General features: G+C 68.0%; 16 protein-coding genes and 1 pseudogene. 5 read left to right on the top strand and 12 right to left on the bottom strand.

The window, feature by feature from the left end:
* Nucleotides 1-108: 108 nt before the first annotated feature.
* Nucleotides 109-1,011, bottom strand: a complete 903-nt coding sequence (locus tag ABD164_RS15085; RefSeq protein ID WP_344297121.1) for a diacylglycerol/lipid kinase family protein — start codon at nt 1,009-1,011, stop codon at nt 109-111.
* Nucleotides 1,012-1,090: 79 nt separating this feature from the next.
* Here ABD164_RS15085 and ABD164_RS15090 point away from each other — a divergent pair, with 79 nt between their 5' ends.
* Nucleotides 1,091-1,729 carry an MBL fold metallo-hydrolase gene (locus ABD164_RS15090; protein WP_344297246.1) on the top strand — a complete coding sequence of 213 codons (639 nt, stop codon included), beginning with the start codon at nt 1,091-1,093 and terminating at the stop codon, nt 1,727-1,729.
* 349 nt (nt 1,730-2,078) lie between these two features.
* Nucleotides 2,079-3,929, top strand: a complete 1,851-nt coding sequence (locus ABD164_RS15095; protein ID WP_344297122.1) for a hypothetical protein — start codon at nt 2,079-2,081, stop codon at nt 3,927-3,929.
* A 60-nt stretch (nt 3,930-3,989) separates the two neighbouring features.
* Here the strand turns inward: ABD164_RS15095 and ABD164_RS15100 are convergent, their stop codons facing one another.
* The 7 genes from ABD164_RS15100 to ABD164_RS15130 all read right to left on the bottom strand — a co-directional run bounded on the left by ABD164_RS15100 (nt 3,990) and on the right by ABD164_RS15130 (nt 11,843).
* Nucleotides 3,990-6,275: a transglycosylase domain-containing protein gene (locus ABD164_RS15100; RefSeq protein ID WP_344297123.1), complete on the bottom strand. Its 2,286-nt coding sequence runs from the start codon at nt 6,273-6,275 to the stop codon at nt 3,990-3,992.
* Nucleotides 6,276-6,393: 118 nt separating this feature from the next.
* Complete coding sequence (locus tag ABD164_RS15105; RefSeq protein WP_344297124.1) at nt 6,394-7,374, bottom strand: cytochrome b/b6 domain-containing protein; 981 nt, start codon at nt 7,372-7,374, stop codon at nt 6,394-6,396.
* Between the two features lie 96 nt (nt 7,375-7,470).
* A complete protein-coding gene (locus ABD164_RS15110; RefSeq protein WP_344297125.1) occupies nt 7,471-8,319 on the bottom strand; it encodes an alpha/beta fold hydrolase in 849 nt (282 codons plus the stop codon).
* 470 nt (nt 8,320-8,789) lie between these two features.
* Nucleotides 8,790-9,647 (bottom strand): substrate-binding periplasmic protein, encoded by an 858-nt coding sequence (locus ABD164_RS15115; RefSeq protein WP_344297126.1) that lies wholly within the window; start codon nt 9,645-9,647, stop codon nt 8,790-8,792.
* Between the two features lie 66 nt (nt 9,648-9,713).
* Nucleotides 9,714-10,367, bottom strand: a complete 654-nt coding sequence (locus ABD164_RS15120) for an amino acid ABC transporter permease (protein WP_344297127.1) — start codon at nt 10,365-10,367, stop codon at nt 9,714-9,716.
* Nucleotides 10,357-11,016, bottom strand: a complete 660-nt coding sequence (locus tag ABD164_RS15125) for an amino acid ABC transporter permease (protein ID WP_344297128.1) — start codon at nt 11,014-11,016, stop codon at nt 10,357-10,359. Before ABD164_RS15125 ends, ABD164_RS15120 begins: the two co-directional genes overlap by 11 nt.
* Nucleotides 11,013-11,843 carry an amino acid ABC transporter ATP-binding protein gene (locus ABD164_RS15130; protein WP_344297129.1) on the bottom strand — a complete coding sequence of 277 codons (831 nt, stop codon included), beginning with the start codon at nt 11,841-11,843 and terminating at the stop codon, nt 11,013-11,015. The genes ABD164_RS15125 and ABD164_RS15130 overlap by 4 nt, the downstream gene beginning before the upstream one ends.
* Before the next feature lie 171 nt (nt 11,844-12,014).
* On the opposite strand from ABD164_RS15130, the gene ABD164_RS15135 reads away from it, so the two are divergent.
* Entirely contained in the window at nt 12,015-12,428 is a 414-nt protein-coding gene (locus tag ABD164_RS15135) for an acyl-CoA thioesterase (RefSeq protein WP_344297130.1), read from the top strand.
* A gap of 42 nt (nt 12,429-12,470) precedes the next feature.
* On the opposite strand, the gene ABD164_RS15140 is transcribed toward ABD164_RS15135, so the two are convergent.
* The 3 genes from ABD164_RS15140 to ABD164_RS15150 are packed head-to-tail and all read right to left on the bottom strand — an operon-like array spanning nt 12,471 to nt 16,923.
* Entirely contained in the window at nt 12,471-13,913 is a 1,443-nt protein-coding gene (locus ABD164_RS15140) for an aldehyde dehydrogenase family protein (RefSeq protein ID WP_344297131.1), read from the bottom strand.
* A complete protein-coding gene (locus ABD164_RS15145) occupies nt 13,910-15,412 on the bottom strand; it encodes a GMC family oxidoreductase (RefSeq protein WP_344297132.1) in 1,503 nt (500 codons plus the stop codon). The genes ABD164_RS15140 and ABD164_RS15145 overlap by 4 nt, the downstream gene beginning before the upstream one ends.
* A gap of 23 nt (nt 15,413-15,435) precedes the next feature.
* A complete protein-coding gene (locus ABD164_RS15150) occupies nt 15,436-16,923 on the bottom strand; it encodes an APC family permease (protein ID WP_344297133.1) in 1,488 nt (495 codons plus the stop codon).
* 255 nt (nt 16,924-17,178) lie between these two features.
* On the opposite strand from ABD164_RS15150, the gene ABD164_RS15155 reads away from it, so the two are divergent.
* Together ABD164_RS15155 and ABD164_RS15160 are read left to right on the top strand one after the other, a co-directional pair.
* Nucleotides 17,179-17,634 carry a MaoC/PaaZ C-terminal domain-containing protein gene (locus tag ABD164_RS15155; protein WP_344297134.1) on the top strand — a complete coding sequence of 152 codons (456 nt, stop codon included), beginning with the start codon at nt 17,179-17,181 and terminating at the stop codon, nt 17,632-17,634.
* Between the two features lie 14 nt (nt 17,635-17,648).
* A pseudogene (locus tag ABD164_RS15160) lies at nt 17,649-18,683 on the top strand (class I adenylate-forming enzyme family protein); the annotation flags it as partial.
* 253 nt (nt 18,684-18,936) lie between these two features.
* Here ABD164_RS15160 and mobF read toward each other — a convergent pair.
* The gene (gene mobF, locus ABD164_RS15165; RefSeq protein ID WP_425545957.1) at nt 18,937-21,648 is read right to left on the bottom strand and encodes a MobF family relaxase; all 2,712 of its coding nucleotides are present in this window, start codon (nt 21,646-21,648) and stop codon (nt 18,937-18,939) included.
* Nucleotides 21,649-21,877 lie beyond the last annotated feature (229 nt).

The following is a 21,877-nucleotide window of genomic DNA, read 5'->3' on the forward strand; positions in this document are numbered from 1 at the left end:
GATTAACAGGAGTTCCCCTCGTTAGCAGCAGCCACGCCGGACAACAGTCACAGACGCCCCGACTTTAGAAGGCCCTGCAAATCGACGCGCCCGGGTCATCCGCAGCGGTCAGGCGAACACCGAGAGCGCGCCGGGAACCACCTCGATCTCGATCGGAAGTGAGCCGATGCGCTCGCCGTCGGCGTAGGCGACGGCGTCGTCGGCCTCGATCACGATGTGCCTGCCGGTGAGGAACTCGACCGCGGGGTGGTCGACATGCGTGCCGGCGAACACCTTCGGGAACACGGCGATGAGGCCCGCCCGCGACAGCGGGTGCACGATGAACACGTCGAGCAGCCCGTCGGCGAGGTCGGCCTGCGGCACGATGCGCATGCCGCCGCCGAGCGACGAGTTGTTGGCGACGGACACGAGCATCGCCCGCTGCTCACGACGCCGGCCGTCGACCGTGAGCGTGTACCGCCGGGGGCGGAAGGTCGCGAGTTCGCGGAGCATCGCGATGGTGTAGCGGCTGCTCCCACGCGGCCGCGACATGCGATTCGCGCGCTCGTTGACGACCGCGTCGAAGCCGGCCGACACCACGCACGCGAACCACGTCGAGAGGACGCCGTGGCGGATGAGTCCCGCATCGATGCGGCGCGGCGGCCGCCGAAGACGATCGACGAGCGCGTCGATGGCCGCCGCAGGGTCGTCGAACGGCAGCCCGAGGCCCCGCGCGAGGTCGTTGCCGGTGCCGGTCGCGACAAGACCGAGCGGAAGGTCGGTCTGGGCGACGATGTTGACGCCGAGTGACGCCATGCCATCGCCACCGACGACCACGAGGCCGTCGGTGCCCCGCGCGACCGCCGACTCGACCTCGCGACGCAGGAGTTCGATGTTCGCCTCGCGAAGCATCGAGACCTCGAAGCCCTCTGCCAGAAGGCGCTCGACGACGGCAGCGCCGACCCACCGGTTGCGCCCGAACGAGGCCGTGGGGTTCACGGCGACGACGAGACGCTTGGGCGAGTGCGACATGCTGCGATTCTGGCAGGCGCGGCAGGCGCCGCGGCGCAACGGGTTGCGCCGCGTCACGCGCCGGGTGTTGGCTCAAGACATGCGCCTCACGAAACTCGAGCATGCCGCCCTCGTGATCGAGGACTCCGGTGACCGGCTCTTCGTCGACCCGGGCAAGTTCACGACGCCCATCACCGAGGCGGCCGGCGCCGTTGCCGTCGTGATCACCCACCAGCACGACGACCACTGGACACCCGACCAACTGCGACGCATCACTGAAGCGAACACCGACGTTCGGCTCTTCGGTCCGGCCGGTGTCGCGGCCGCCGCAGCCGACTTCGACATCGAAGTGGTCGCCGCCGGTGATGAGGTCGAGGCCGGCCCGTTCCGGTTGCGCTTCTTCGGGGGGCAGCACGCGATCATCCACCGCTCGATCCCCGTCATCGACAACGTCGGCGTGCTCGTCAACGACGCACTGTACTACGCGGGCGACTCGTTCACCGTGCCCGAGGGGGTCGCGGTCGAGGTGCTCGCGGCGCCGGCGGCCGCACCGTGGATGAAGATCAGCGAGGCCATGGACTACGTCGAGGCGGTCGCGCCACGCCGCGCCTTCCCCACGCACGAGATGCTGCTCTCACGATTCGGCAAGACACTTTCGAACGCGCGACTCGCCTGGGCGACCGAACAGGGCGGCGGCGAGTTCCTTCCCCTCGAGCCGGGCGACACGATCGACTTCTGACCCGCGAGTCGCCACGGGCGGTCGCGTCGCACGCGCCCGCGCACCGTCCCTGTCGCCGATCGACAAGGAATGGCATGCCTGACCGGCGATCGTTTGGAGTTCCGCACACATCTTCAGGGGCATCCGCTGTGACATCCTCCTGCACTGTTACATTCAACGAACCCTCAGGGACTTCGGTACCGGGCGGCGCCAACGAAGGTGTCGCCCGATCCGTATGTCGGCCCTCCTGACGGATCGCATCCCGCCGATCGCGTGATGCGCACCCGATGACCCGCACCGTCATCGTCTTGCACCCACCCTCCGGACGATGACGCGCGCCGTCACGCCCGAGCGACCACAGGAGCCCTCAATGACGAGAATCGATTCCACTGCGCACGAGCACGGTGCGGGGGTGAAGATCACCGCGGTGATCCTCGCGATCGCACTGATCGCACTCGCGGCCTTCTTCCTGCTCACCACCGGCAAGCTCGACGGCGGAGCCGAGCGGCTCGCCTCGGGCGCCAGTCAGGTCGACGACGGCGCAGCGCAGCTCTCAGACGGCGCCACGCAGCTCTCTTCGGGCGCCGTCGACCTCGAAGACGGCGCAGCAAAAGCCGACAGCGGGGCAGACAAGGTCGCCGCCGGTGCGACGACGGCCGCCGCCGGCGCCGCGAAGCTCAAGGCCGGGGCCGACAAATCCGCAGCGGGCGCATACTCCCTCGCCGACGGAGCCGCGACGAGTGCGAACGGCGCATCCGAGGTCAGCGACGGCGCCGGCAGGCTCGTCACCGGCGCTGGCGACCTGAACAGTGGGGCACAGCGACTGAACACCGGCATCGGCACCGCGAGATCGGGGGCCGGGCAGTTGTGGGCCGGCATCGGCACCGCGAACGCCGGCGCGGGCCTGCTGTGGGCCGGCATCGGAACCGCGAACACCGGCGCCAAGCAACTCTCCGCCGGCATCGGCACCGCCAACACCGGCGCGGGCCTCATCGCGGCCGGCAGCGCCGAAATCGCCACGTCGACCGGATCGGTGGCCGCCGGAACGACGGCGCTCGCATCGGGTGCTGCGGATCTTTCGGCTGGTGTGGCCCAGATCGCCACCGGTGCGGCCCAGGCCAGGGCGGGCTCCGGCGCGCTCGCGAGCGGTCTCACCTCGCTCAAGTCCGGCGCGGAAACACTGCAGACCGGCGCCTCGGCGCTCTCGACAGGCGCAGTGGCGGTGCAGGACGGGGCCCAGCAGGTGGAAGCAGCGAACACGAAGCTCGCCGCAGGCCTTTCGACCCTGCACGACGCACTCGTCGCCTCGGGTGCCGATGCAGCGTTCGTCGCCCAGGTCGCGGCGTTGCGCGACGGATCGATCGCCGCCCGGAACGGCGCGTCCGGTGTCGCCGACGGCGCCGAGGGCGTCGCGTCAGGTGTGGGGCAGCTGAGTGAAGGCATCGCGGCGACGAAGGGTGCCGTCGACTCCCTGGAAACGGGCGCGGCGACACTGGCGGGCGCGCTCGGACGTCTCTCGGCCGGCAGCGACACCGTGGCGACGGGGTCTGCTGAGCTCGCCGAGAAGGCCGGTCTGCTCGCAGATGGCACCGGCCGACTCGCCGCGGGGGCGCAGTTGCTCGGCACGAAGGCCGGCGAACTCGCCGCCGGCACCAACACCCTCTTCACCAAGTCAGGCGAACTCGCCGCCGGCACCAACACCCTCTTCACCAAGTCAGGCGAACTCGCCGCCGGCACCAACACCCTCTTCACCAAGTCAGGCGAACTCGCCGCCGGCACCGGGCGCCTCGTGACGAAGTCGGGCGAGCTCGCAGCCGGCGCCGGGCGACTCGCCGACGGCACGCAGCGGCTCTCGACCGGGGCGGGAGACCTGTCGGTCGGCGTGAGCGCGCTGAGCGCGGGTGCGGGCAACCTGGCTGCCGGCACGAGCACGCTCTCGAGCGGCGCAGCCGAGCTCGCCGACGGCACGCAACAGCTCGCCGACGGAAGCGCGACCCTCGCAACGGGCGCCGACGAGCTCGCCGAAGGCGCCGCGGCCGTCAGCGACGGCAACGGCCAGCTGTCGACCGGCACCGAGACCCTGGCAGCCGGCACGTCGACGGTGTCTCCGACGACGTTGCTCCCCTGGCTGCTCGTGCTGTTCGGTGCGGCGGCCGCCGCGGTTGCCGCGTGGATCGTGCACCGGGTGCGATTCCGCAATGCGGAAGCCGCGACGACGTAGCCGCGAGTGAGGAATGGGGCGGTCGATGATCATCGACCGCCCCATTGCGTGCGTCACCCGTCAGTCGTCTCCGCCGGGGCCGCCACCGCCGGGGCCATTGCCATTGCCATTGCCGTTGCCGTTGTTCCCGGGTCCATCGCCGGCGCTGTCGTCACCGCCGTCTGCGTCGTCGCCGCCGGTCGATCCGACCGGTCCGGGCGCTGCCTCGGTGAAGGCGCCGCCGCCGTACTTCGCCGCCGCGACCGACATCACGATCGGCCACATGCGGTGCCGGGCGGTCGCAGCCTCGCCGCTGTCGAACGAGGTGTTGCGCTGATTCTGTTCCCCCGTGACGCTCACGACGGCGGCCACCGTGGCGACCTTCGTGCTCGCGCCCGCCATCCAGGTGTCCTTCGCGAAGTCGGTCGTTCCCGTCTTGCCGATGAGCGGCACCTGCGGCACCGTGTTCTGGTTCGACTGCTGGGCCGTGCCGTTCGTCATGACCCGGCGCAGCGCATAATGCATGCCGGCGGCGACCTCGGGCGAGACCGACTGGGTGCAGGTCGACTTCGGTGGTGCGACCTCTTCGCCATCGCGGCCGACGATGCGGTCGATCGCGATGGGGCTGCACGTCACGCCGTTGTTGGCGATGCCCGCGAACGCGACCGCGAGGCTCAGCGGCGCGATCTCGTTCGTGCCGATCACGGTCGAGGGACTCTGCTCGAGTTGGTTGCCGTCGGCACGGTGCATGTCGAACGCCTCGGCGGTCTTTCGGATGCCGCAGAGATCGAGCCTCTTCGCCATGCCGACGAACCCGGTGTTGATCGAGCCGATCGTCGATTCGAGGGCCGAGTAGTTTCCGCCGGACTCGTTCGCATCGTTCCTGGGGTTCCACCCCTCGGCGTTGGTGTTCCAGTCGCCGAGACAGCTGTCTCGGAAGGTTCCCCAGTTCGACTTCACTGCCGAGTCGACTCGTTCATTGAGGGAATGCCCCTCCTTCAGCCACTGGGCGAGGGTGAAGACCTTGTACGTCGAACCCGGCTGGAACCCGCTCGACCCCCCGTTCACGTAATCGGTGTTGTAGTTGATGCTCGTGTACTGCGGACCCTTCTGCAGCACGAGCGGATCTTGGCTGTAGACCTTGTTCTGCACCATGGCGAGCACACGTCCGGTGCCGACCTGCACGCTCGAGATCACTCCCCCGACGTCCCAGCCGGGGTAGGTCATCGGCACGTTCTGCTTCATCGCCGAGTCGGCAGCGGCCTGCAGGTCGACGTCGAGGGTCGTGTACACGTCATAGCCGCCGCGGCGGAAGTTCAGCATGCGCGTCTCGGCATCTTCGCCGAAGATCGGGTCGGTCTGCAGGATGTTCTTCACGTAGTCGCAGAAGTACGCGCTCGGGCCTGCGGTGTGGCATCCGGTACTCGGCTCGACGATCTTCGGCTCGACCGGCGTGGCGACGGCCTCGTCGTACTGGGCTCGGGTGACCTTGCCGAGGGCGAGCATGCGCCCGAGGATGTAGTTGCGTCGGCCGAGGTTCTGCGCGTAGCCGTTCGCCGCACCGTTCGTCTCGCTGTTCGGCTTGTCGAGCTGGAACTTCACGGGATTGTTCACGATCGCCACGAGCGACGCCGCCTGCGCGAGCGTGAGGTTCGACGCCGACGCACCGTAGTAGTAGTTCGCGGCCGCCTCGATGCCGTAGACCGTGCCGCCGAAGCCCGCGATGTTGAGGTAGCCGAGCAGGATCTCGTCTTTGCTGTAGCGCTTCTCGACGCCGATCGCGAGCCGCATCTCTTTGATCTTGCGGTCGATGGTCGTCTCGGTGACCGCGTCGTAGCAGTCGGCCTGCACGGCCTCATCGGGGTTCAGCTCGCACTCCTGCACGCGCACGTTCTTCACATACTGCTGCGCGAGCGACGAACCGCCCTGCGTCTCGCGCCCGCTCGCGGTCGTGACCGCCGCGCGCAGGGTGCCCTGGATGTCGACGCCGCCATGGTCGTAGAACCGCGGGTCTTCACTCGCGATCGTGGCGTCTTTCACATCTTGGTCGATCTGGTTCCATGCGACCTCGACGCGGTTCTGGTCGTAGAACGAGGCGAGCAGCACCGGCTTTCCGTCTTTACCGGTGGCGTAGATGTTGCTCTTCTCAGACAGTTCGTCGATCTCGAGGTAGCCCGGCAGGTTGTCGAACATTCCGATCGTTCCGGATGCCGCGAGCCCGACCATCGCGATCGCCGGCGTCGCGGCGGCCACGACGAGGGCCGCAAGCGCCGTGCTCGCGGCGATGAGACCGACGATCCCTCCGACGACGCCCACCGGGGTCCTCGTCTCGGCGAAATCCCGGTTGCGTTTGCTTCGTTCGACCATGGGCAGGGTCCCCCGCGGTGAGTGTTCGTTCTCTGTGCGCTTCAATCGAACCTCAGCACGGGCTCGCTGTCCAGCAGCGATCGACGCGAGTCGCCGCCGATACACCGGCAGAGTCGCTTCACCGCTGCGCCGCCGGCGGCTTCTGCGCCGGAGGTCGCTGCGGCTGAGGCATCCGTCGCACCGTACCGAACCGCTCGGCGACCGGCACCAGCAGCAGCGGCCGCGCGAGCACCCACCCGCCGACCATCGCGACGATCGACACCGCGAAGATCACGAACCCCACCCAGTCGTCGCCTTCGCGCGATGCGTACATGTGATTGAGGTTGCGCAGTGCACTCGTCGTGAGCACGAGCACGACGTGCACGAACGTGAACAGCAGGAAGAACAGCATCACCGGGTAATGCAGGGCGCGCGCGAATCGCTCGGGCGGCGCCTTCGAGAGTGCGCCGCGCATCGGCCAGCCCGGCGAGAGTCGCAGCCCGGTGATGATCGCGAGGGGTGAGGCGATGAACACGACCGCGAAGTACGACAGCACCTGCGCGTCGTTGTACGAGACCCACGAGTTCTCGACGGGCCACGCGAGCGACGCGTACTGCAGCACGACCGAGATCGAGTTGGGAACGACCGACCAGTCGGTCGGCACGATGCGCACCCACTGGCCTGTGGCGAAGAGCAGCACGACGTAGACGACGCCGTTCAGCACCCAGAACGCGTCGACCACGAGGTGCAGCCACACCGAGATGCCGAGACGCCGCGGGGCGCCGTCGGTGCGCGGCCAGCGGGTGTTGTCGCGGGTCCAGAACGCGGGCGGGCGGGTCTTCGAACGCACGATGAGCCCGGTTCGCACGATCATCACGAGCAGGAACGCGTTGAAGAAGTGCTGCCATGCCAGCCAGGCCGGAATGCCGACCGGCGCGCCCTCGGGCAGGTCGCTGTGCCCCGGGTACTCGGCGATGAACGCCTGCACCTCGGGAAGCGTGCGCAGCCCGCGCGCGACGAGCACCGCGATGCCGAGCAGCAGCACGGCGCCGCCCGCGACCAGGAGGAGGCGCTTCACGGAGAGGCCCGCGAAGAACGCGGAGCGCGAGGATGACGGCACGCCTCACAGCGTGACAAACGCGGCTGCGCGATGCAAACCCGGATGTCACGGAAACTCGCATGCTCAGCGAAGGGCATCGCGGGGTGCTGCTTCGGCTCAGCCCTCGGGAGCCACGTCCTGCCACCCGGCGCCCACGGGCGAGTCGAGGAACGTCGTGACGACGTCGCGGACGAGGTCGGTGCGGGCGAGCCCGAAGAAGTGCGTCGTCCCCGGGAACACCGCGAGTTGCGAGGCGGGCACGCCCTCGAGGTCGCCGTTCACGTCTCCCCCGCGCAACTGCAGGAACCTCACGGCGTGGTCGAGCCTGACCATGTCGCAGTCGCCGACCGTGATGAGGGTGGGCGCGGCGATTCCGCGGATCTCGTCGTCGGTCCATCCGCTCTCGCCCGCGCCGTACCGTGAGATCTTGTCGAGCAGGCCCTGCAGGTGCTCGAGGTCGGGGTGCGGCGAGACAGCGAGGTAGCGCTGTTGCATGGGCGTGCCGGCGATCATGTCGACGGTCATCTCGGCGACGGCCTCGGCGTTGCCGCCGCGGTCGCCGTCGGGCCGGAACGACACCGACGACACGATCAGCTTGCGCACGAGCTCGGGATGATGCACCGCGAGGTGCAGGGCGACGGCACCGCCGACGCTGAATCCGAACACGTCGACCCGGTCGACACCGAGATGCTCGAGCAACGCGACGACATCGGACGCCAGCGCGGCGGTGCCCAACGGCCGATCGATATCGTTGGTGCGGCCATGCCCTTGGAAGTCGGTGGCGATCACCCGGCGGCCGGCCGACAGGCTCGGGATCAGGGCGCCGAACTGCTGTTCGATGTCGAAGAGCCCGCCATGCAGCAGCACCAGCGGGGTGCCGCCGTCGCCGTGCAACTCGTAGTACATCTGCAGCCCGTTGACCGGCGCGTATCCGGTCTCGGGTGCCGCGGCGTTCGTGTTCAGCATCGGCACATCCTCGTCTCGTCGTCGATGGACTCACTCCACCCTGACACCGCACGAGCCGACGCCTCAACCCCAGGAGCCGCTCGACCCGCACCGCCGGACCGGCTCATGCGACGGCCGCGCCGACGAACCGCCGAAACGACAAAACCCCCGGATGACCGGGGGTTTCTCAGTGCTGGGGTACCTGGACTCGAACCAAGAACAACGGTAAGCGATCTTGGCCACGGCGCCCGCACCTTGGAGGGGCAGAATTCCGCGGATTTCCGCGGTGTTCATGGGTTCATTGTACCTACTGTTACGGACGCGGGCGGGCTGATTCGGGGCCGCGAAACCGCAATCTGGCGTCGTTTCTGGTCACGCCGAAGGGCGCCTACCGCGTCGGCGCTCTTCCGCCCATCGAACATCGGGCGTGGCACGGCCGGCCGCCATACGGCGACCGGCCGGTCTCGTTGCTGAGCAAGGGACGTCGCGGATCACTCCGTCTCAGGAGTCGCGGCGCTCTCGTCGATGCCGTACTCCTTCAGGATCTCGGCGAGCCTTCCGCTCGAGCGGATCTCTTCGAGGAAGGTGTCGAGGGCCTCGCCGAGCTCCGCGTTGTCCTTCGTGAACGGCAGGTTCGTCACCGACGGGTAGAGGGTTGCGGGAACCTCTTCGAACGGCTCGATGGTCACGTACGTGAGGTCGGTGCCGGGGTTCTGGTCGAGCCGGTACGCGGCCTCGTTGACGGCCATGAGCGCAACGTCGATGCGGCCGTTGAGCAGGTCCTGGAAGACGGCATCGGGCGACTGGTAGAGCTTCACGTTGTCGCCGCCCCAGCGCTGCAGGTCGTCAGACCAGAGGTAGCCCTGGGTGGTGCCGATGAGCTTGCCCTCGTAGTCCTCGATGCTGTTCGTCGGGTCGACGCCGACGAGCACCGCCGGGTCGCCGTAGGCGGGCACGGTCTGGCCGATGACCTCGGCACGTTCGTCGGTGGGGTACCAACCACCGGCTGCGACATCCGCCTGGCCACCCTTGATCGCCTCGATGACGCTCGCCGCAGGCAGCACCGTCACGGCGGGGCTGAGGCAGTTCGCCTCGGCGAAGTCGGCGATGATCGCGCCGTCGACGCCCGACATCTCGTCGCCGTCGTACATGAACAGGGGCGGGTAGTCGGGGCCGACGACGAGCAGTTCGCCGTCGGAGATCGTCGAGAACTCACTCTGCGGCGTGCAGTCGGGATCGGCTGCTGCGCCGGCGCCGGCGCCGGTGCCGGTGCTGCAGCCGACGAGCGCCATGCTCGCGCCGACGGCGAGGAGGACGAGAGCGGTACGTGCTGGGGCGTGGTGCTTCATGGTTCTCTCCAATGGGTTGGGTTGGGGATGGAGGTGCGGTTTGGGGTGTGGAGCTGGAGGCGCCGGTCAGGTCGCGGGTCGGCTGCGGCGATTGGCGAGGTAGTCGGCGAAGAGCGAGGCCGGGATCGAGATCGCTGCGTAGATCACGGCGGCCATCGAGAGGATCGTGAAGTACTGGAAGTTCTGCGTGGCGAGCGTGTAGGCGCGGCTGAGTAGTTCGGGAACAGCGATCGCGAAGGCGAGCGACGTCGCCTGGAAGTAGATGATGGCCCAGCCCAGGAGCGGCGGCGTCACGATCTTCATTGCCTGCGGGAGCACGACCCGGAAGAACTCGTCACCGTGCCGGAGGCCGAGCGCTCGTGAGGCTTCGCGCTGGCCGGGGTGCACGGCGTCGATGCCGGATCGGATCGCCGCGGACGAGTACGCGCCGAAGCTGAGGCCGAGCGCGACCGAAGCCGAGAAGAAGGCGTCAAGTGAGAGGCTAACCTGCGGCAGTCCGAAGTACACGATGTAGAGCAGCACCAGCGCCGGAATACCGCGGGAGATCTCGACGACCGTCACCGTCACGTAGCGGATGGCGCGGTTGCGGCTTCCCAGTCCGGTGGCGAAGACCGTGCCGAGTGGCAGGCCGATGACGAGGAGCACTGCGGTGAGCTGCAGGCTCAGCAGAAGGCCGGGCATCAGGTCTGCGAACCAGATGAGCCAGGTGTCAGCGGGCATGGCGTGCTCCCCACTTCTGTGCGATGCGATTTCCGAGCCAGCTGCCGAAGATCGCGATCGGAATGCTGATGAGCAGGTAGACCGCGCCGGCAGCGAGGAAGATGGTGAGGCTGTCGAGCGAGCGCTTGCTGAGGCTCACCGCGATCGTGGTGATGTCCTGCACGCCGATTACCGAGGCGACCGCGCTGTCCTTGAGCAGGCCGATGAAGAACGCGATGGCGAGCGGGAGCACGGTGATGATCGCCTGCGGCGCGACGACCGAGCTGAAGGTCGTCCGCGAGGAGAGCGAGAGGGCCGAGGCCGCCTCGTGCTGCCCGGCGGGCACGGCGTTGAAGCCGGCGCGATAGATCTCCGCGAGGTACCCAGCCGAGATGATCGCGAGGCCGATCACCGCAGCGGTGAAGCTGTTCAGCCGGATCCCGAACTGGTTGAGGCCGAAAAACAGGACGAACAGCCATGCGATCGGCGGGATGCCGCGCACGAGCTCGATGTATCCGCCGGCCAGCAGGCGCAGGCTGCGGAACCGCGAGCTTCGCGCCATGGCGACGGGAAGGGCGAACACGGCGCCGAACGCGAAGCTCAGCGCGGTCAACGCGAGCGTCGTGGCGATACCCGACGCAAGTGTGGGGATGTACTCGAGGAAGTTCATCGGTCGATGACCGCCGAGAGGAATTTGCGGGTGCGGGCGTGCTCCGGGTTCCGGATCACCTTTTTCGGAGTGCCCTCTTCGACGATGTTGCCGTCGGCCATGAAGATGACACGGTCGGCGACATCCTCGGCGAAGTGCATCTCGTGCGTGACGATGATCATCGTCATGCCCTCATCCGCGAGCTCGCGCATCACCGCGAGCACCTCGACGCCGAGCTCGGGGTCGAGCGCCGAAGTCGGCTCGTCGAAGAGCATGATCTCGGGGTCGAGCGCGAGGGCGCGAGCGATGGCGACGCGCTGCTGCTGCCCGCCCGACAGTTGTGACGGCTTCATGTCGGCGCGGTCGCTCAATCCGACCCGGTCGAGCAGCTGCATGCCGCGGGTGCGCGCGTCGCGCTTCGAGCGGCCGAGTGCGCGCACCTGGGCCAGCACCACGTTCTCGAGGGCGGTGAGGTGCGGGAAGAGGTTGAACGACTGGAAGCACATGCCCACCTTGCGGCGTAGGAGCAGCAGGTCGCGGCTGCGGATGTTCGAGGACGAGCCCGAGAACACCTCGGTGTCGCCGATGGTGAGGTGACCCGCGCTCGGCGACTGCAGCAGGTTGAAGCAGCGCAGGAACGTGCTCTTCCCCGACCCGCTCGGGCCGATGATCGCGATCACCTCGCCGCGGTTGACCGCGAGCGAGACGCCGTTGAGCACCTGGTGGCCCGAGAAGTCGACCTTGATGTCGCGTGCCTCGAGGATCTGAGCGCCCTCGGGGATGCTGCGAATGGCCGCGGTCGGCGTCAGCGGGTCGGGGACGGCCGAGCGGTCGTCGTCTGTCGCCATTGGAGACTCCTTGCACAGCTGATCGGGAAGTGATTGTGCAGGACACTACGGGCGTCATCCCCCTGCGGGCGATGGGAACATGTCTGAAGCATTCGCGCGGCGATTGGTGTTCTGCCGAAATCGGGGCGTTCTGAGCGGCGATACGTTCGAGGCACGCTCAAATACCCGGAGGTGCGCGTGCTGGTCGTGCTCGGAGATGTCGACGCCGCAGGAGTGCTGTACTTCGCGACTGTGTACCGCTGGCACGAGTCGACCTTCACGAACTGGCTCGCGGAGCACGGGATTCCGCTCGAGCAGATCCTGTCTTCGGGGCGGGGGCTGCCGGTGCGCACGAGTTGGGCGGACTATCCGTCGGCCGCGCGCCTCGGAGACGACGTCAGGGTGACTCGAAGCATCGCCGAACTGACCGAGACCGATTTCGTCTTCGAGACGACCTGGCGGGACGCCGCGAGCGGTCGCGTGGTCGCGACGGTCTCGACCAAGCACGTCGCCTGCGAGCGCGATGCCGGCTCGGGCCTGTTCTGGCGCACGCCGATCTGGGAGTCGCTGCGATCGGCGCTGCTCGCGCTCACGAACGAGGGGTGAGACCGCACCGCGGCGCCACCCTCGAGTCGTCGCCGAGCTCGCCTACCGCTCCTGCAGGAGTACGTGCTTGAACCGCGAGTAGTCGTCGATCGACATCGGCGAGAGCTCCTTGCCGTAGCCTGATCCGTCGAAGCCGCCGAACGGCGTCTCGGGGAACGTCCAGAGGTGCGTGTTGATCCAGACCGTGCCGAAGTTCAGGGCGCGGGTGACCCGCTGCGAGGCGTTGAGGTCGTCGGTCCAGACGCCCGCCGACAGGCCGTACCGGGTGTCGTTCGCCCACTCGACCATGGCCGCTTCCGAGGCGCCGCGCTGGATGGTGGTGACCGGGCCGAACACCTCGCTCTGGATGATCTCCGAGCCCTGCTCGGCGCCGAGGATGACCGTGGGGTTCACGAATGATCCGGGCTGCGACGGCGCATCGCCGCCGACGGCAACCTGCGCGCCGGCCGACCGGGCGCGGTCGATGAAGCCCAGCACCCGCTCGCGCTGACGCTCGGAGACCAAGGGCCCCATCGTCGTCGCCTCGTCCAGGCCGATCCCCGGGACGACGGCAGCGGCCGCGGCGACGTACCGGTCGACGAACTCGTCGTAAATCGCATCGTGCACGATGACTCGGCACGCGGCGGTGCAGTCCTGGCCGCTGTTGACCAGTCCCGCCGAAACGAGGAACTCGACGGTCGTCGACAGGTCGGTGTCGGGCAGGACCAGCACCGGGGCCTTCCCTCCGAGCTCGAGGTGCACGCGCTTCAACGTCTGCGCGGCCGACGCGGCCACCGCCTTGCCCGTGCCAACGTCGCCCGTGATCGAGATCATGCTGACTTCGGTATGCGCGACCAGCTCGCGGCCGGTCGATGCGTCGCCGAGCACCACATTGACGACCCCGGTCGGCAGGATCCCCGACGCGAGTTCGAACAGCCGAACCGTCGTGAGCGGCGTCAGTTCCGACGGCTTCAGCACGAGCGTGTTGCCGGCGGCGAGGGCCGGGGCGATCTTCCAGACAGCTTCGAGCAGCGGGTAGTTCCACGGCGTGATCAGGCCGACCACGCCGACCGGCTCGCGTTCGACCCGCGAGTGCATGCCCGACGCGTACGAACCCGACGAGGTGCCGTGCGGCACGCGTGCGGCGCCCGCGTAGTAGCGGAGCGTGTCAGAGATACCCGGAAGCTCCGCCCTGGCTGTGCTGATCGGCTTGCCGACGTCGAGCGACTCGAGCGCGGAGAACTCCTCGGCCGACGCGTCGATCGCGTCGGCGAGTGAGAGAAGGTATCCGGAACGCTCGGCCGCAGTGGTGCGACGCCATGACACGAACGCGCCCTTCGCCGCCGCGACGGCGGCATCGACCTCGGCCGATGTGGCGACCGGCTGCACCGCGATCTGGGCGCCGGTGCTCGGGTCGACCACGGCGTACTCACCGCTTCCGGCGACCGACTCACCGGCGATCAGATGCCGCAGCGCCGGGATGGTTGGAGTGCTGACGGTGCTCATCGGTGGTCCTCCTTGATGAGATCGGCAGCCTTCGCGCCGATCATGATGATGGTCATGTTGGGGTTGACGCGCACGATCTCGGGCATGACCGAACCGTCGACGACCCGCAGGTTCTCCACGCCCTTGACCCGCAGACGCGGGTCGACCACCGTCATCGGGTCGGCCGGGTCGCCCATCTTCGCGGTGCACATCGGGTGGTAGACGGTGTTCGAGTAGCGCCTGGCGTATTCGCCGAGTTCCTCATCGGTCTGCAGCGACGGGCCCGGGGTGATCTCGCGGACGATCCAATCACGAAGCGCGTCGGTCTTCGCGAACTCCCGGGCCAGCCGGATCCCGGCCACGAGCTTGGCCTCGTCCTCGTTCCCCGCGTCCGTGAAGTATCGCGGGTCGAGCAAGGGCTTGTCGCGCCAGTCGGACGACGCGAGCCGAATCCTACCCTTCGACGCGGGGCGAGCGACGTTCGGTGCGAAGGTGAACGCGAGTTCGGTGTGCTCGAGCTCGTCGAACGGCGGCGCATCCAGCCAGTAGTTGAAGTGCCCGATCGTCACCTGGGTGTCGAAGTCCTCGTCGCTGTGACCGAGCGCCGCATACAGGCCGAGGTCGAGCCCGTTTATGCTTGCCCCAGCAGGCCTACTCGATTCCCACGTCACGGGGGACTCGATGTGGTCCTGCAGATTCGAGCCGACGCCCGGCAGGTCCACGACGACGTCGATGCCGTGCTCCTGCAGGTGATCGGACGGGCCCACACCCGAGAGCATGAGCAACTTGGGCGTGTCGACCGCGCCGGCGCTGACGATGACCTCGCGGTCGGCGAAGAACGTGCCCCGATCGGTCTCGACGCCCACGGCGCGCGTTCCGTCGAAGATGATTCGGGTCGCGAGGGTCTCCAGCTGCAGCGTGAGGTTCTCAGGCAGGTCGGCGAGCGGGAACAGGTAGGCCATCGCGGTGGAGTACCGCAACCCCTCGTGCTCATTCAGGGAGACCCACGAGATGCCCTCACCGTACTCTCCCTTCGTGTTGTCGATTTCGGGCATGCTGAGTTCAGCCGACGCAGCGATCCACGCCTGCGAGAGCTCGGCTTCCTTGGTGACTGGGTGAACCTTCATCTCCCGCAGAATCGCGTCGAAGTATGGGGCTGTGCCCTTGGCGCTCCATCCCACGGCACCCTGCTGCTGCCAGCGGTCCATGTCGGCGTCGGGAGCGCGCAAGGCCCACGAGTCGTTGTGGGCGCTGCAGCCGCCGAGCATCTTCGCACGGCTGATGCGGAGCAGGGAGTTCCCCCGCTCCTGTTCGACCAACGGGTAGTCGTAGTCGTACCGAGCGTCACCAACGAGCCCCAGCGACTCCTTCAGGTACCGCACTTTCGGGTCGTCCTCGTAGGCAGGTCCGCCCTCGATGAGGAGCACGCGCACCTCGGGGTCGTCGGCGAGGCGCCTGGCCAGCGTGGCGCCGGCACTCCCTCCGCCGATGATCACGTAGTTGTAGCGGTCATTGGGCATGGTGGTTCTCTCCTGGGTGGTTCTTACTGTCGGCCGATGCGTGCGTACTTCGCCGGCGAGCGGCGTCTGAGGACCTCGGCGACCATGATGCCGACGATGAAGGTCACGTAGGAGCAGATGATCATGACGGTGTTCAGCAGCGGGTCGCCGCCGGTGATGTCACCGAAGTTGAGCTGCACGAGCACCGCCACGATGCCGAGGCCGATGACCGAGAGGATCGGCGCGAGTGTGGTGCTGAACGTCTTGCGCTGATTCCGGCCCGTGCCGAAGAAGTAGTATGCGACCGCGCTGATGCTCACGAGCACCATGGCAAGGATCAAGGTGAATGAGGCGAGCCCGGCGAACCACGCGTAGATCTCGAGCGCGGTGAGGCCGATGATGGTGAGTGCGCCGGTGAGGATCAGGTACGTGAGGCTCACCGTGACCGATGCACGGGCGGGCGATCCGAACCGCTTGTGTGCGACGCCGAGGGCACGGGGCAGGATGCCGTCGATCGACAGCGAGTAGACGTAGCGGGTCGACACATTCTGGATCGCAAGGTGCGCCGCGAACACGCTCGAGATGAGCAGCACCGAGGCGACGTCGACGAGGATCTGCCCGCCGTACTGCGATGCGACGACGAAGAACACACCGGCGGGGTCGGCTGCCGCCTGTTCGACCGCGGTCTCGGCGCCGAGACCCGTGATGAACGCCCACGAGGTGATCGAGTAGAAGAGGCCGATGACGAGCACCACGATGATGGTGGCCCGCGGGATGGTCTTGTTCGGGCGAACCGTCTCCTCGCGGTAGATCGCAGTCGACTCGAAGCCGGTGAACAGGGCGACGGCGAATGCCAGCGCGAAGCCGACGTTGCCCACGAAGAACTCGGTTGGATTGAACGGCTCGAGCGAGATGCCGGTGGCACCGCCCGCGAAGGAGACGATGTCGAACACGACGACGACGATGACTTCGAGGATGAGCAGCGCCCCGAGGACCTTCGCGGAGATGTCGACGCGGAAGTAGGCGAGCGTCCCGACCAGCGCCCAGAACGCCAGCGCGTACACCCACCACACGATGTCCGGTCCGCCGGCGCGGACGACAAACTCCTGCATCGAGAGGCCGGCGAATCCGTAGAATCCGATGCCGATCGTTATGTACGAGGCGAGGATCAGGAAGGAAGAGCCGAGGCCGACGTGCCGACCTAGGCCGGCCGTGATGTACGAGTAGAACGCACCGGGCCGGTCGACGTGACGCGTCATCGCGCCGTAGGTCAGGCCGAAAACGAGCAGGATGCCCATCACCAGAAGGAACATCATCGGGGTGCCGAGCCCGTTGCCGTAGCCGATGAGCAGGGAGATGTATCCAATCGTTGCGGCGAGCGGGCCCGCGAAGGCGAGCGCGGCCAGCACGAGATCGTAGGTGTGCAGCCGGCCGACGAGCTTGGTGCCGCCCTCGGTCGTGACGACGGCTCCGGTCTCGGGGACGTAGGCGAGCTGATTTGGCGGTACGACTTCTTCACGCTGGGTGGTCATTGGTTCATCCTTGAACTCGGGGGGTCGAACAGGGAACTCGTGGTGGAACAGGGAAGTGCTCACGGATTCGGCCGTGCTCATTGCTGCAGACGACTGTAGGTTCTGTGCATCTCGGGTCGCCATTGGTAGCACTCACGTAGGAGGGAGTCATCTATTGGCGAAGTTCCAATTGGTGAGCCCCGGCGAGCGGGGGAAGGTTGACGGCACGCGGGTAGACCGCGATTGCTCCACCGGCTTTCCACGAGAGGACTGACCATGCCCGACGGGACCGCGCTCTACTTCGATGACTTCGAGGTCGACCAGCGATGGACGACTCCAGCCCGCACGATCACCGAGGCCGACGTCTCGCTGTTCGCCGGCCTCTCCGGCGACTACAACCCGCTCCACACCGACGAGGAGTTCGCGAAGACCACGGCGTTCGGCGGCCGGATCTTCCACGGCCCGGGCGTGTTCGCCATCGCGACCGGCCTCGAGTCGCGGCTCGGCCTCAAGGAGGGCACCGCGATCGCCTTTCTCGGCATGACCTGGAATCTCAAGGCGCCGGTCAAGATCGGTGACACCATCCACGTCGAGCAGCAGGTCGCCGCAGTCAAGGCCTCGTCTTCGAAGCCTGATCGTGGCATCGTCACCTTCGACGTGCAGGTGCTCAACCAAGAGGGCGTCGTGTGCCAGGACGGCCAGTGGCTGGTCATGTTCCAGCGTTCGAACTGAACGGAGCGAGGAAAATGACGGATGTCTTCTCGGACGCCCTTCGGCGACGCGCGACGGAGAGCCCCGAGGGGGTCGCCGTCGTCGACGAGACCGGCGTGACGACGAACGCAGAGCTCGACCTCGCCGCCGACGCCGTCGCCCACGAGGTAGCAGAGTCGGGCGCCGCTCGCGTGGCGGTCATCGCGAGCAACTCGACGAGCTTCCTCGCGCACGCGTTCGGCATCTGGCGTGCCGGCCGTTCCCTCGTCACCATCTACCCATCGTCCCCGACCGCCGAGATCGAGTACGCGCTCGCGCACGCCGAGGTCGGGCTGGTGTTCGCCGACGATGAGTCGGCCGCACGGGTGCCTGAGGGCTGGAGCGTTCGACCGCTCGAGCGAGCGCTGGCCCCGAGCGGCGAGTACCGAATCGAGGTGGCGGCCGACGCCGAAGCGCTCATCTGCTACACGTCGGGTTCGACGCAGCGCCCCAAGGCGGTCGTGCACAGCCACCGCAGCGTCCTCGGCGGCGCTCGGGCCTACGCCGGTGTCTGGCACCTCGGCCCAGACGACACCACGCTGGTGGCCCTGCCGATGGCTTGGGCGTTCGGGCTCGTCACCACGTCGATGGCGGCGCTGCTCAGCGGCGGCCGGGTGCGTTCGGTGCGCCGTGCGCGCGCCGACGTCCTACTGCCCGCGATCCGCGACGACCAGGTCACGTTCGTGGCCGGCGTGACCACGATCTTCGCCAAGATGGTCGAAGGGCTCCGCGCCGGGACATCCGTCGACGGCCACCGCATCCGCCTCTGCATCTCGGGTGGCGAGCCCCGCAACGAGCTCGTGTTCGACGAGTGGCGCGCGCGTACCGGCATCCCGGTGCACGACGTCTACGCCGCGTCCGAGTGCTTCCCGGTCGTCACGTACGATCCCGTCCGCGATCCGGAACCGACCGCGGGATTCGCGGGGCGCGTCGCGCCCGGCTCCCAGCTGCGCCTCTGGGACGACGCGACCGAGTCGTGGATCGACGGGCCCGGCACCGGCGAGGCGTTCGTCCGCGGGGCGGCGTTCTTCAGCGGCTACCTCGGCGATGCCGAGACGACGAGCGCCGCGCTCACCGCCGACGGCTGGTACCGCACCGGTGACCTCGTCGAGTTGCGACCCGACGGCCTCGTGCGCGTGCTCGGGCGCCTGTCGGGCATGATCATCCGCGGCGGCGCCAACGTGGCGCCCGCCGAGATCGAGCGCGTCGTGCGCGACGCCGAAGACGTCGAGGATGCCGCGGCCATCGGCCTGCCCGACCCCGAGTACGGTCAGCGCATCGTCGTCACTCCTCGCTCTCGCCCGGGTGCGACTCAACATGGGCTACATCGGGGCGGTCGACCGCGACGTACGCGCGATTCGACTCACGGCCGCGGGTCATCGCAACATAGAGGTTCTCGCGCGTCATACCCGGGGCGACGACGACGTGCGCGGTATCGGTCGTAAGGCCCTGCGCGCGATGCGAGGTCACGGCGTAGCCGAGCTCGACGTGCTGCTTCACATACTCGTGCGGCAGCACGACGGCGGTTCCTCGTCGTTGACCGTGCCGTCGCACCTCGAGCTTTCCGCTGTGGTGCACCGCGATCACGGTCCAGCGGTCGCCGTTGCGCACCCAGGAGCGGGCCGAGCGCAGTCGGCGATCGTTCCGCCGCGTGATGATCGTGTCGCCGACTGCGGCCGCCGTGCCGTCGTGCAGCCCGGCCTCGTGAATTGCGTCCACGCGCCCGTCGAGGATCCCGTCCATGCGGGCGCGCATGTTCAGCGTCGCGACTGCCTCGTTCGAGTCGCTGATCAGTACGGTCGACCGGCCGGCTCTGGCATCCGCGCGCCAGGCGCGGTACGCGGCATCCGCCATTTCATCGGTACTGCCGTCGCGCACGCGATCGTGAGCCAAGTAGCGATCAATCGCGTCTGGCTTGCCGTCGCGGAGTTCGAGCGAGGCGCGCTTCTCCCACTCCTCGCTGAAGCGGTGCACGTCGCCGAGCTCGGGCGCGTCGCTCCGATTGTGCACGAGCAGAGCGAACGCGCCGCCAGCGTCGACGGATTGGAGTTGCGCGTAGTCGCCGACGAGCAGCACCTTTGCTCCCACGCTCGCGGCGAGCGCGGTGACGCGATCGAGCTGCAGGGTGCCCGCGAGCGATGCCTCGTCGATGATCACGAGTTGCCCGTGACGAAACGCGGTGCCGTGCACCGTGTGGTCCTGCCACCACTTGGCGAGGTTCTCGGTCGCGATGCCGAGATCCTCGGCGAGCACGTGCGCGGCCGCCGCCGACGGCGCGAGCCCGACAACCGAGTCGGCGCCATACTCCGCCTCCCATGCGCGGCGCAGCGCGCTCATCGCGGTGGTCTTGCCAGCTCCGGCTGGTCCGACGAGAACGTCGACGACTCGGCCCGACGTCACGATCGCCGTCAACGCGGCGATCTGGTCATCAGTGAGCGGATGCCTCGGGCGAGTGTTGACCGCCACGCGCCGAAGCTTCGCGGTCCTGAGCTGTGGGCCGCTCCTGTCGCCGGCCCGCTCAAGGAGTCGAGCCTCGGCGTCGATGAGGTCGGTCGAGGTGTACACCACCGTGTGTCGCGGACGGAACACCGATGCCCCATCGGACCGCCGAAATGTGATCGGGCTCGAGGCGAGCTCGGGCGGTGTGAGTCGCAGCGATGCATGTTCGGCTGCGTCCACCACGCGGCCGACGACGGCCTCACGGTCGAATGCCGCAGCAAAGCGGTACTCCATCGTCTGCCGCGCCGCCTCGGCGACGAGATTCCAGTGCCGCCAAGTTGCACGCCGCTCACCGACCGCACGCACCACGCTCGCGGCGAGTGCAGCGATCGTCTCAAGCGACACGTCTTCTGCGTGCAGCGGGGTTGCACGCCCTCGTGCAACGGCCTTGCGCGACCACGTCGTTGCATCCTCACCGAGTACGCGCTGCGCACGATTGCGCCAGCTTGCCGTGAGCTCCGCGAGCGAGTGCACCTCCTTCGCCGGCCGCGTCGCCAGTGTTGCCTGCGCTCGCAGCTTCATAATCGTGACGGCGCTCGGGCGACGGCCGTGCGCCGCGATGAACTCTGCAATCAGGCGGTCTGTCTCGACGTCAATGTGCCGTGCACGCGTCGAGAACTCGGCGACGAGGCTGTCCGGCACGCCGACTATCGCCCACGCCGGGTTGCGATCACTCCCCCGAGTGCGTGGCTCCCAAGAGCAGCCGAGGTAGCGAGTCAGCTGATCCGCGAACAGCGTCTCGTGCAGCTCGGACAGCGCAACGACCGCGGCGTGCATCGGCCGCCCGTCGAGTGACCGCCACTTGCCGTCGAGCACGGTCTGCACCTTGTTGCTGATCACGACGTGGGTGTGCAGATGCGGATCACCCGCACGCGAGTCGAAGTGATCGAAGGCCATCGCGATGAGGCCAGCGACATCGACCTGCGCAACTGCACCGTCGACCGCTGTTGCACCCGTGCGCGTGGCTGCGACCTCTCGCTCCATGAACGCGAGCACCACTGCGATCGCCGTGTGGTGAGCGCGCGCGATGATCGCCTGGGTGCGCGCATCCGAGATCCCCCACAGCACGCTCGCCGATTTCGGGATCGAGAAGGTGAAGTCGTAGCCTGCGACGGCTCGGCGCCGGGAAGTGTCGGCGCCGTCAACTACTCCGTGGCTCGCGGGCACCCGCTCTTCTCGCCCGCCATCGCTTGCCGCATCCATAGATGTCGCGTCAGTACCCCCGTAGGTCGGATACGCCCGGCCAAGCGGCGCACCGTTCACGGGATCGCGTCCCATGCCGATCAGCAGCTGGAGCTGCGGCTCAGTCACCTCGTCGCCTGCGGCTATGCGACCGTTACCGAGCTCTCGGACCCCGCTGCCAATCCACCGCCCCGGCGGCGTTCCCTTCGCCGCGTAGTAGCGGGTCAGGGGCGTCGACAGCGACCGCTCGCCATCCGCCGCGGCGATCGACCGCAGGAAGTACTTGTACCCGTCTCCCGCACTCATCACCCGCATCGAAACCGTCACCCGGGCACCTCACCTCATCGCGAGGAAGGTGCACCGCCTCGATCTGCAAGAGGCGTGGTGGCAATGCCCGGGCGGCGGGACGAGCCATCTTGAAGTCGTCCGGGGCGGGATTCCCGCAGGTTCTCAATGGGGGTCTGCGGCTCCCTCGGCGGGCAGGCTTTGCACCAGGCGCTCAGGAGCGCCTCGCTCAGCAGGTCCGCGGCACCGTGTCGCTCGC

The sequence above is a fragment of the Agromyces neolithicus genome, assembly GCF_039529735.1.
In the GTDB taxonomy this organism is placed as follows: Bacteria; Actinomycetota; Actinomycetes; order Actinomycetales; family Microbacteriaceae; genus Agromyces; species Agromyces neolithicus.

Coding starts and splice junctions, on each gene's coding strand:
- ABD164_RS15085 (WP_344297121.1), bottom strand. CDS start 1,011: ATGTCGCACTCGCCCAAGCGTCTCGTCGTCGCCGTGAACCCCACGGCC.
- ABD164_RS15110 (WP_344297125.1), bottom strand. CDS start 8,319: ATGCTGAACACGAACGCCGCGGCACCCGAGACCGGATACGCGCCGGTC.
- ABD164_RS15155 (WP_344297134.1), top strand. CDS start 17,179: ATGCCCGACGGGACCGCGCTCTACTTCGATGACTTCGAGGTCGACCAG.
- ABD164_RS15100 (WP_344297123.1), bottom strand. CDS start 6,275: ATGGTCGAACGAAGCAAACGCAACCGGGATTTCGCCGAGACGAGGACC.
- ABD164_RS15115 (WP_344297126.1), bottom strand. CDS start 9,647: ATGAAGCACCACGCCCCAGCACGTACCGCTCTCGTCCTCCTCGCCGTC.
- ABD164_RS15095 (WP_344297122.1), top strand. CDS start 2,079: ATGACGAGAATCGATTCCACTGCGCACGAGCACGGTGCGGGGGTGAAG.
- ABD164_RS15140 (WP_344297131.1), bottom strand. CDS start 13,913: ATGAGCACCGTCAGCACTCCAACCATCCCGGCGCTGCGGCATCTGATC.
- mobF (WP_425545957.1), bottom strand. CDS start 21,648: ATGCGGGTGATGAGTGCGGGAGACGGGTACAAGTACTTCCTGCGGTCG.
- ABD164_RS15090 (WP_344297246.1), top strand. CDS start 1,091: ATGCGCCTCACGAAACTCGAGCATGCCGCCCTCGTGATCGAGGACTCC.
- ABD164_RS15150 (WP_344297133.1), bottom strand. CDS start 16,923: ATGACCACCCAGCGTGAAGAAGTCGTACCGCCAAATCAGCTCGCCTAC.
- ABD164_RS15145 (WP_344297132.1), bottom strand. CDS start 15,412: ATGCCCAATGACCGCTACAACTACGTGATCATCGGCGGAGGGAGTGCC.
- ABD164_RS15130 (WP_344297129.1), bottom strand. CDS start 11,843: ATGGCGACAGACGACGACCGCTCGGCCGTCCCCGACCCGCTGACGCCG.
- ABD164_RS15125 (WP_344297128.1), bottom strand. CDS start 11,016: ATGAACTTCCTCGAGTACATCCCCACACTTGCGTCGGGTATCGCCACG.
- ABD164_RS15120 (WP_344297127.1), bottom strand. CDS start 10,367: ATGCCCGCTGACACCTGGCTCATCTGGTTCGCAGACCTGATGCCCGGC.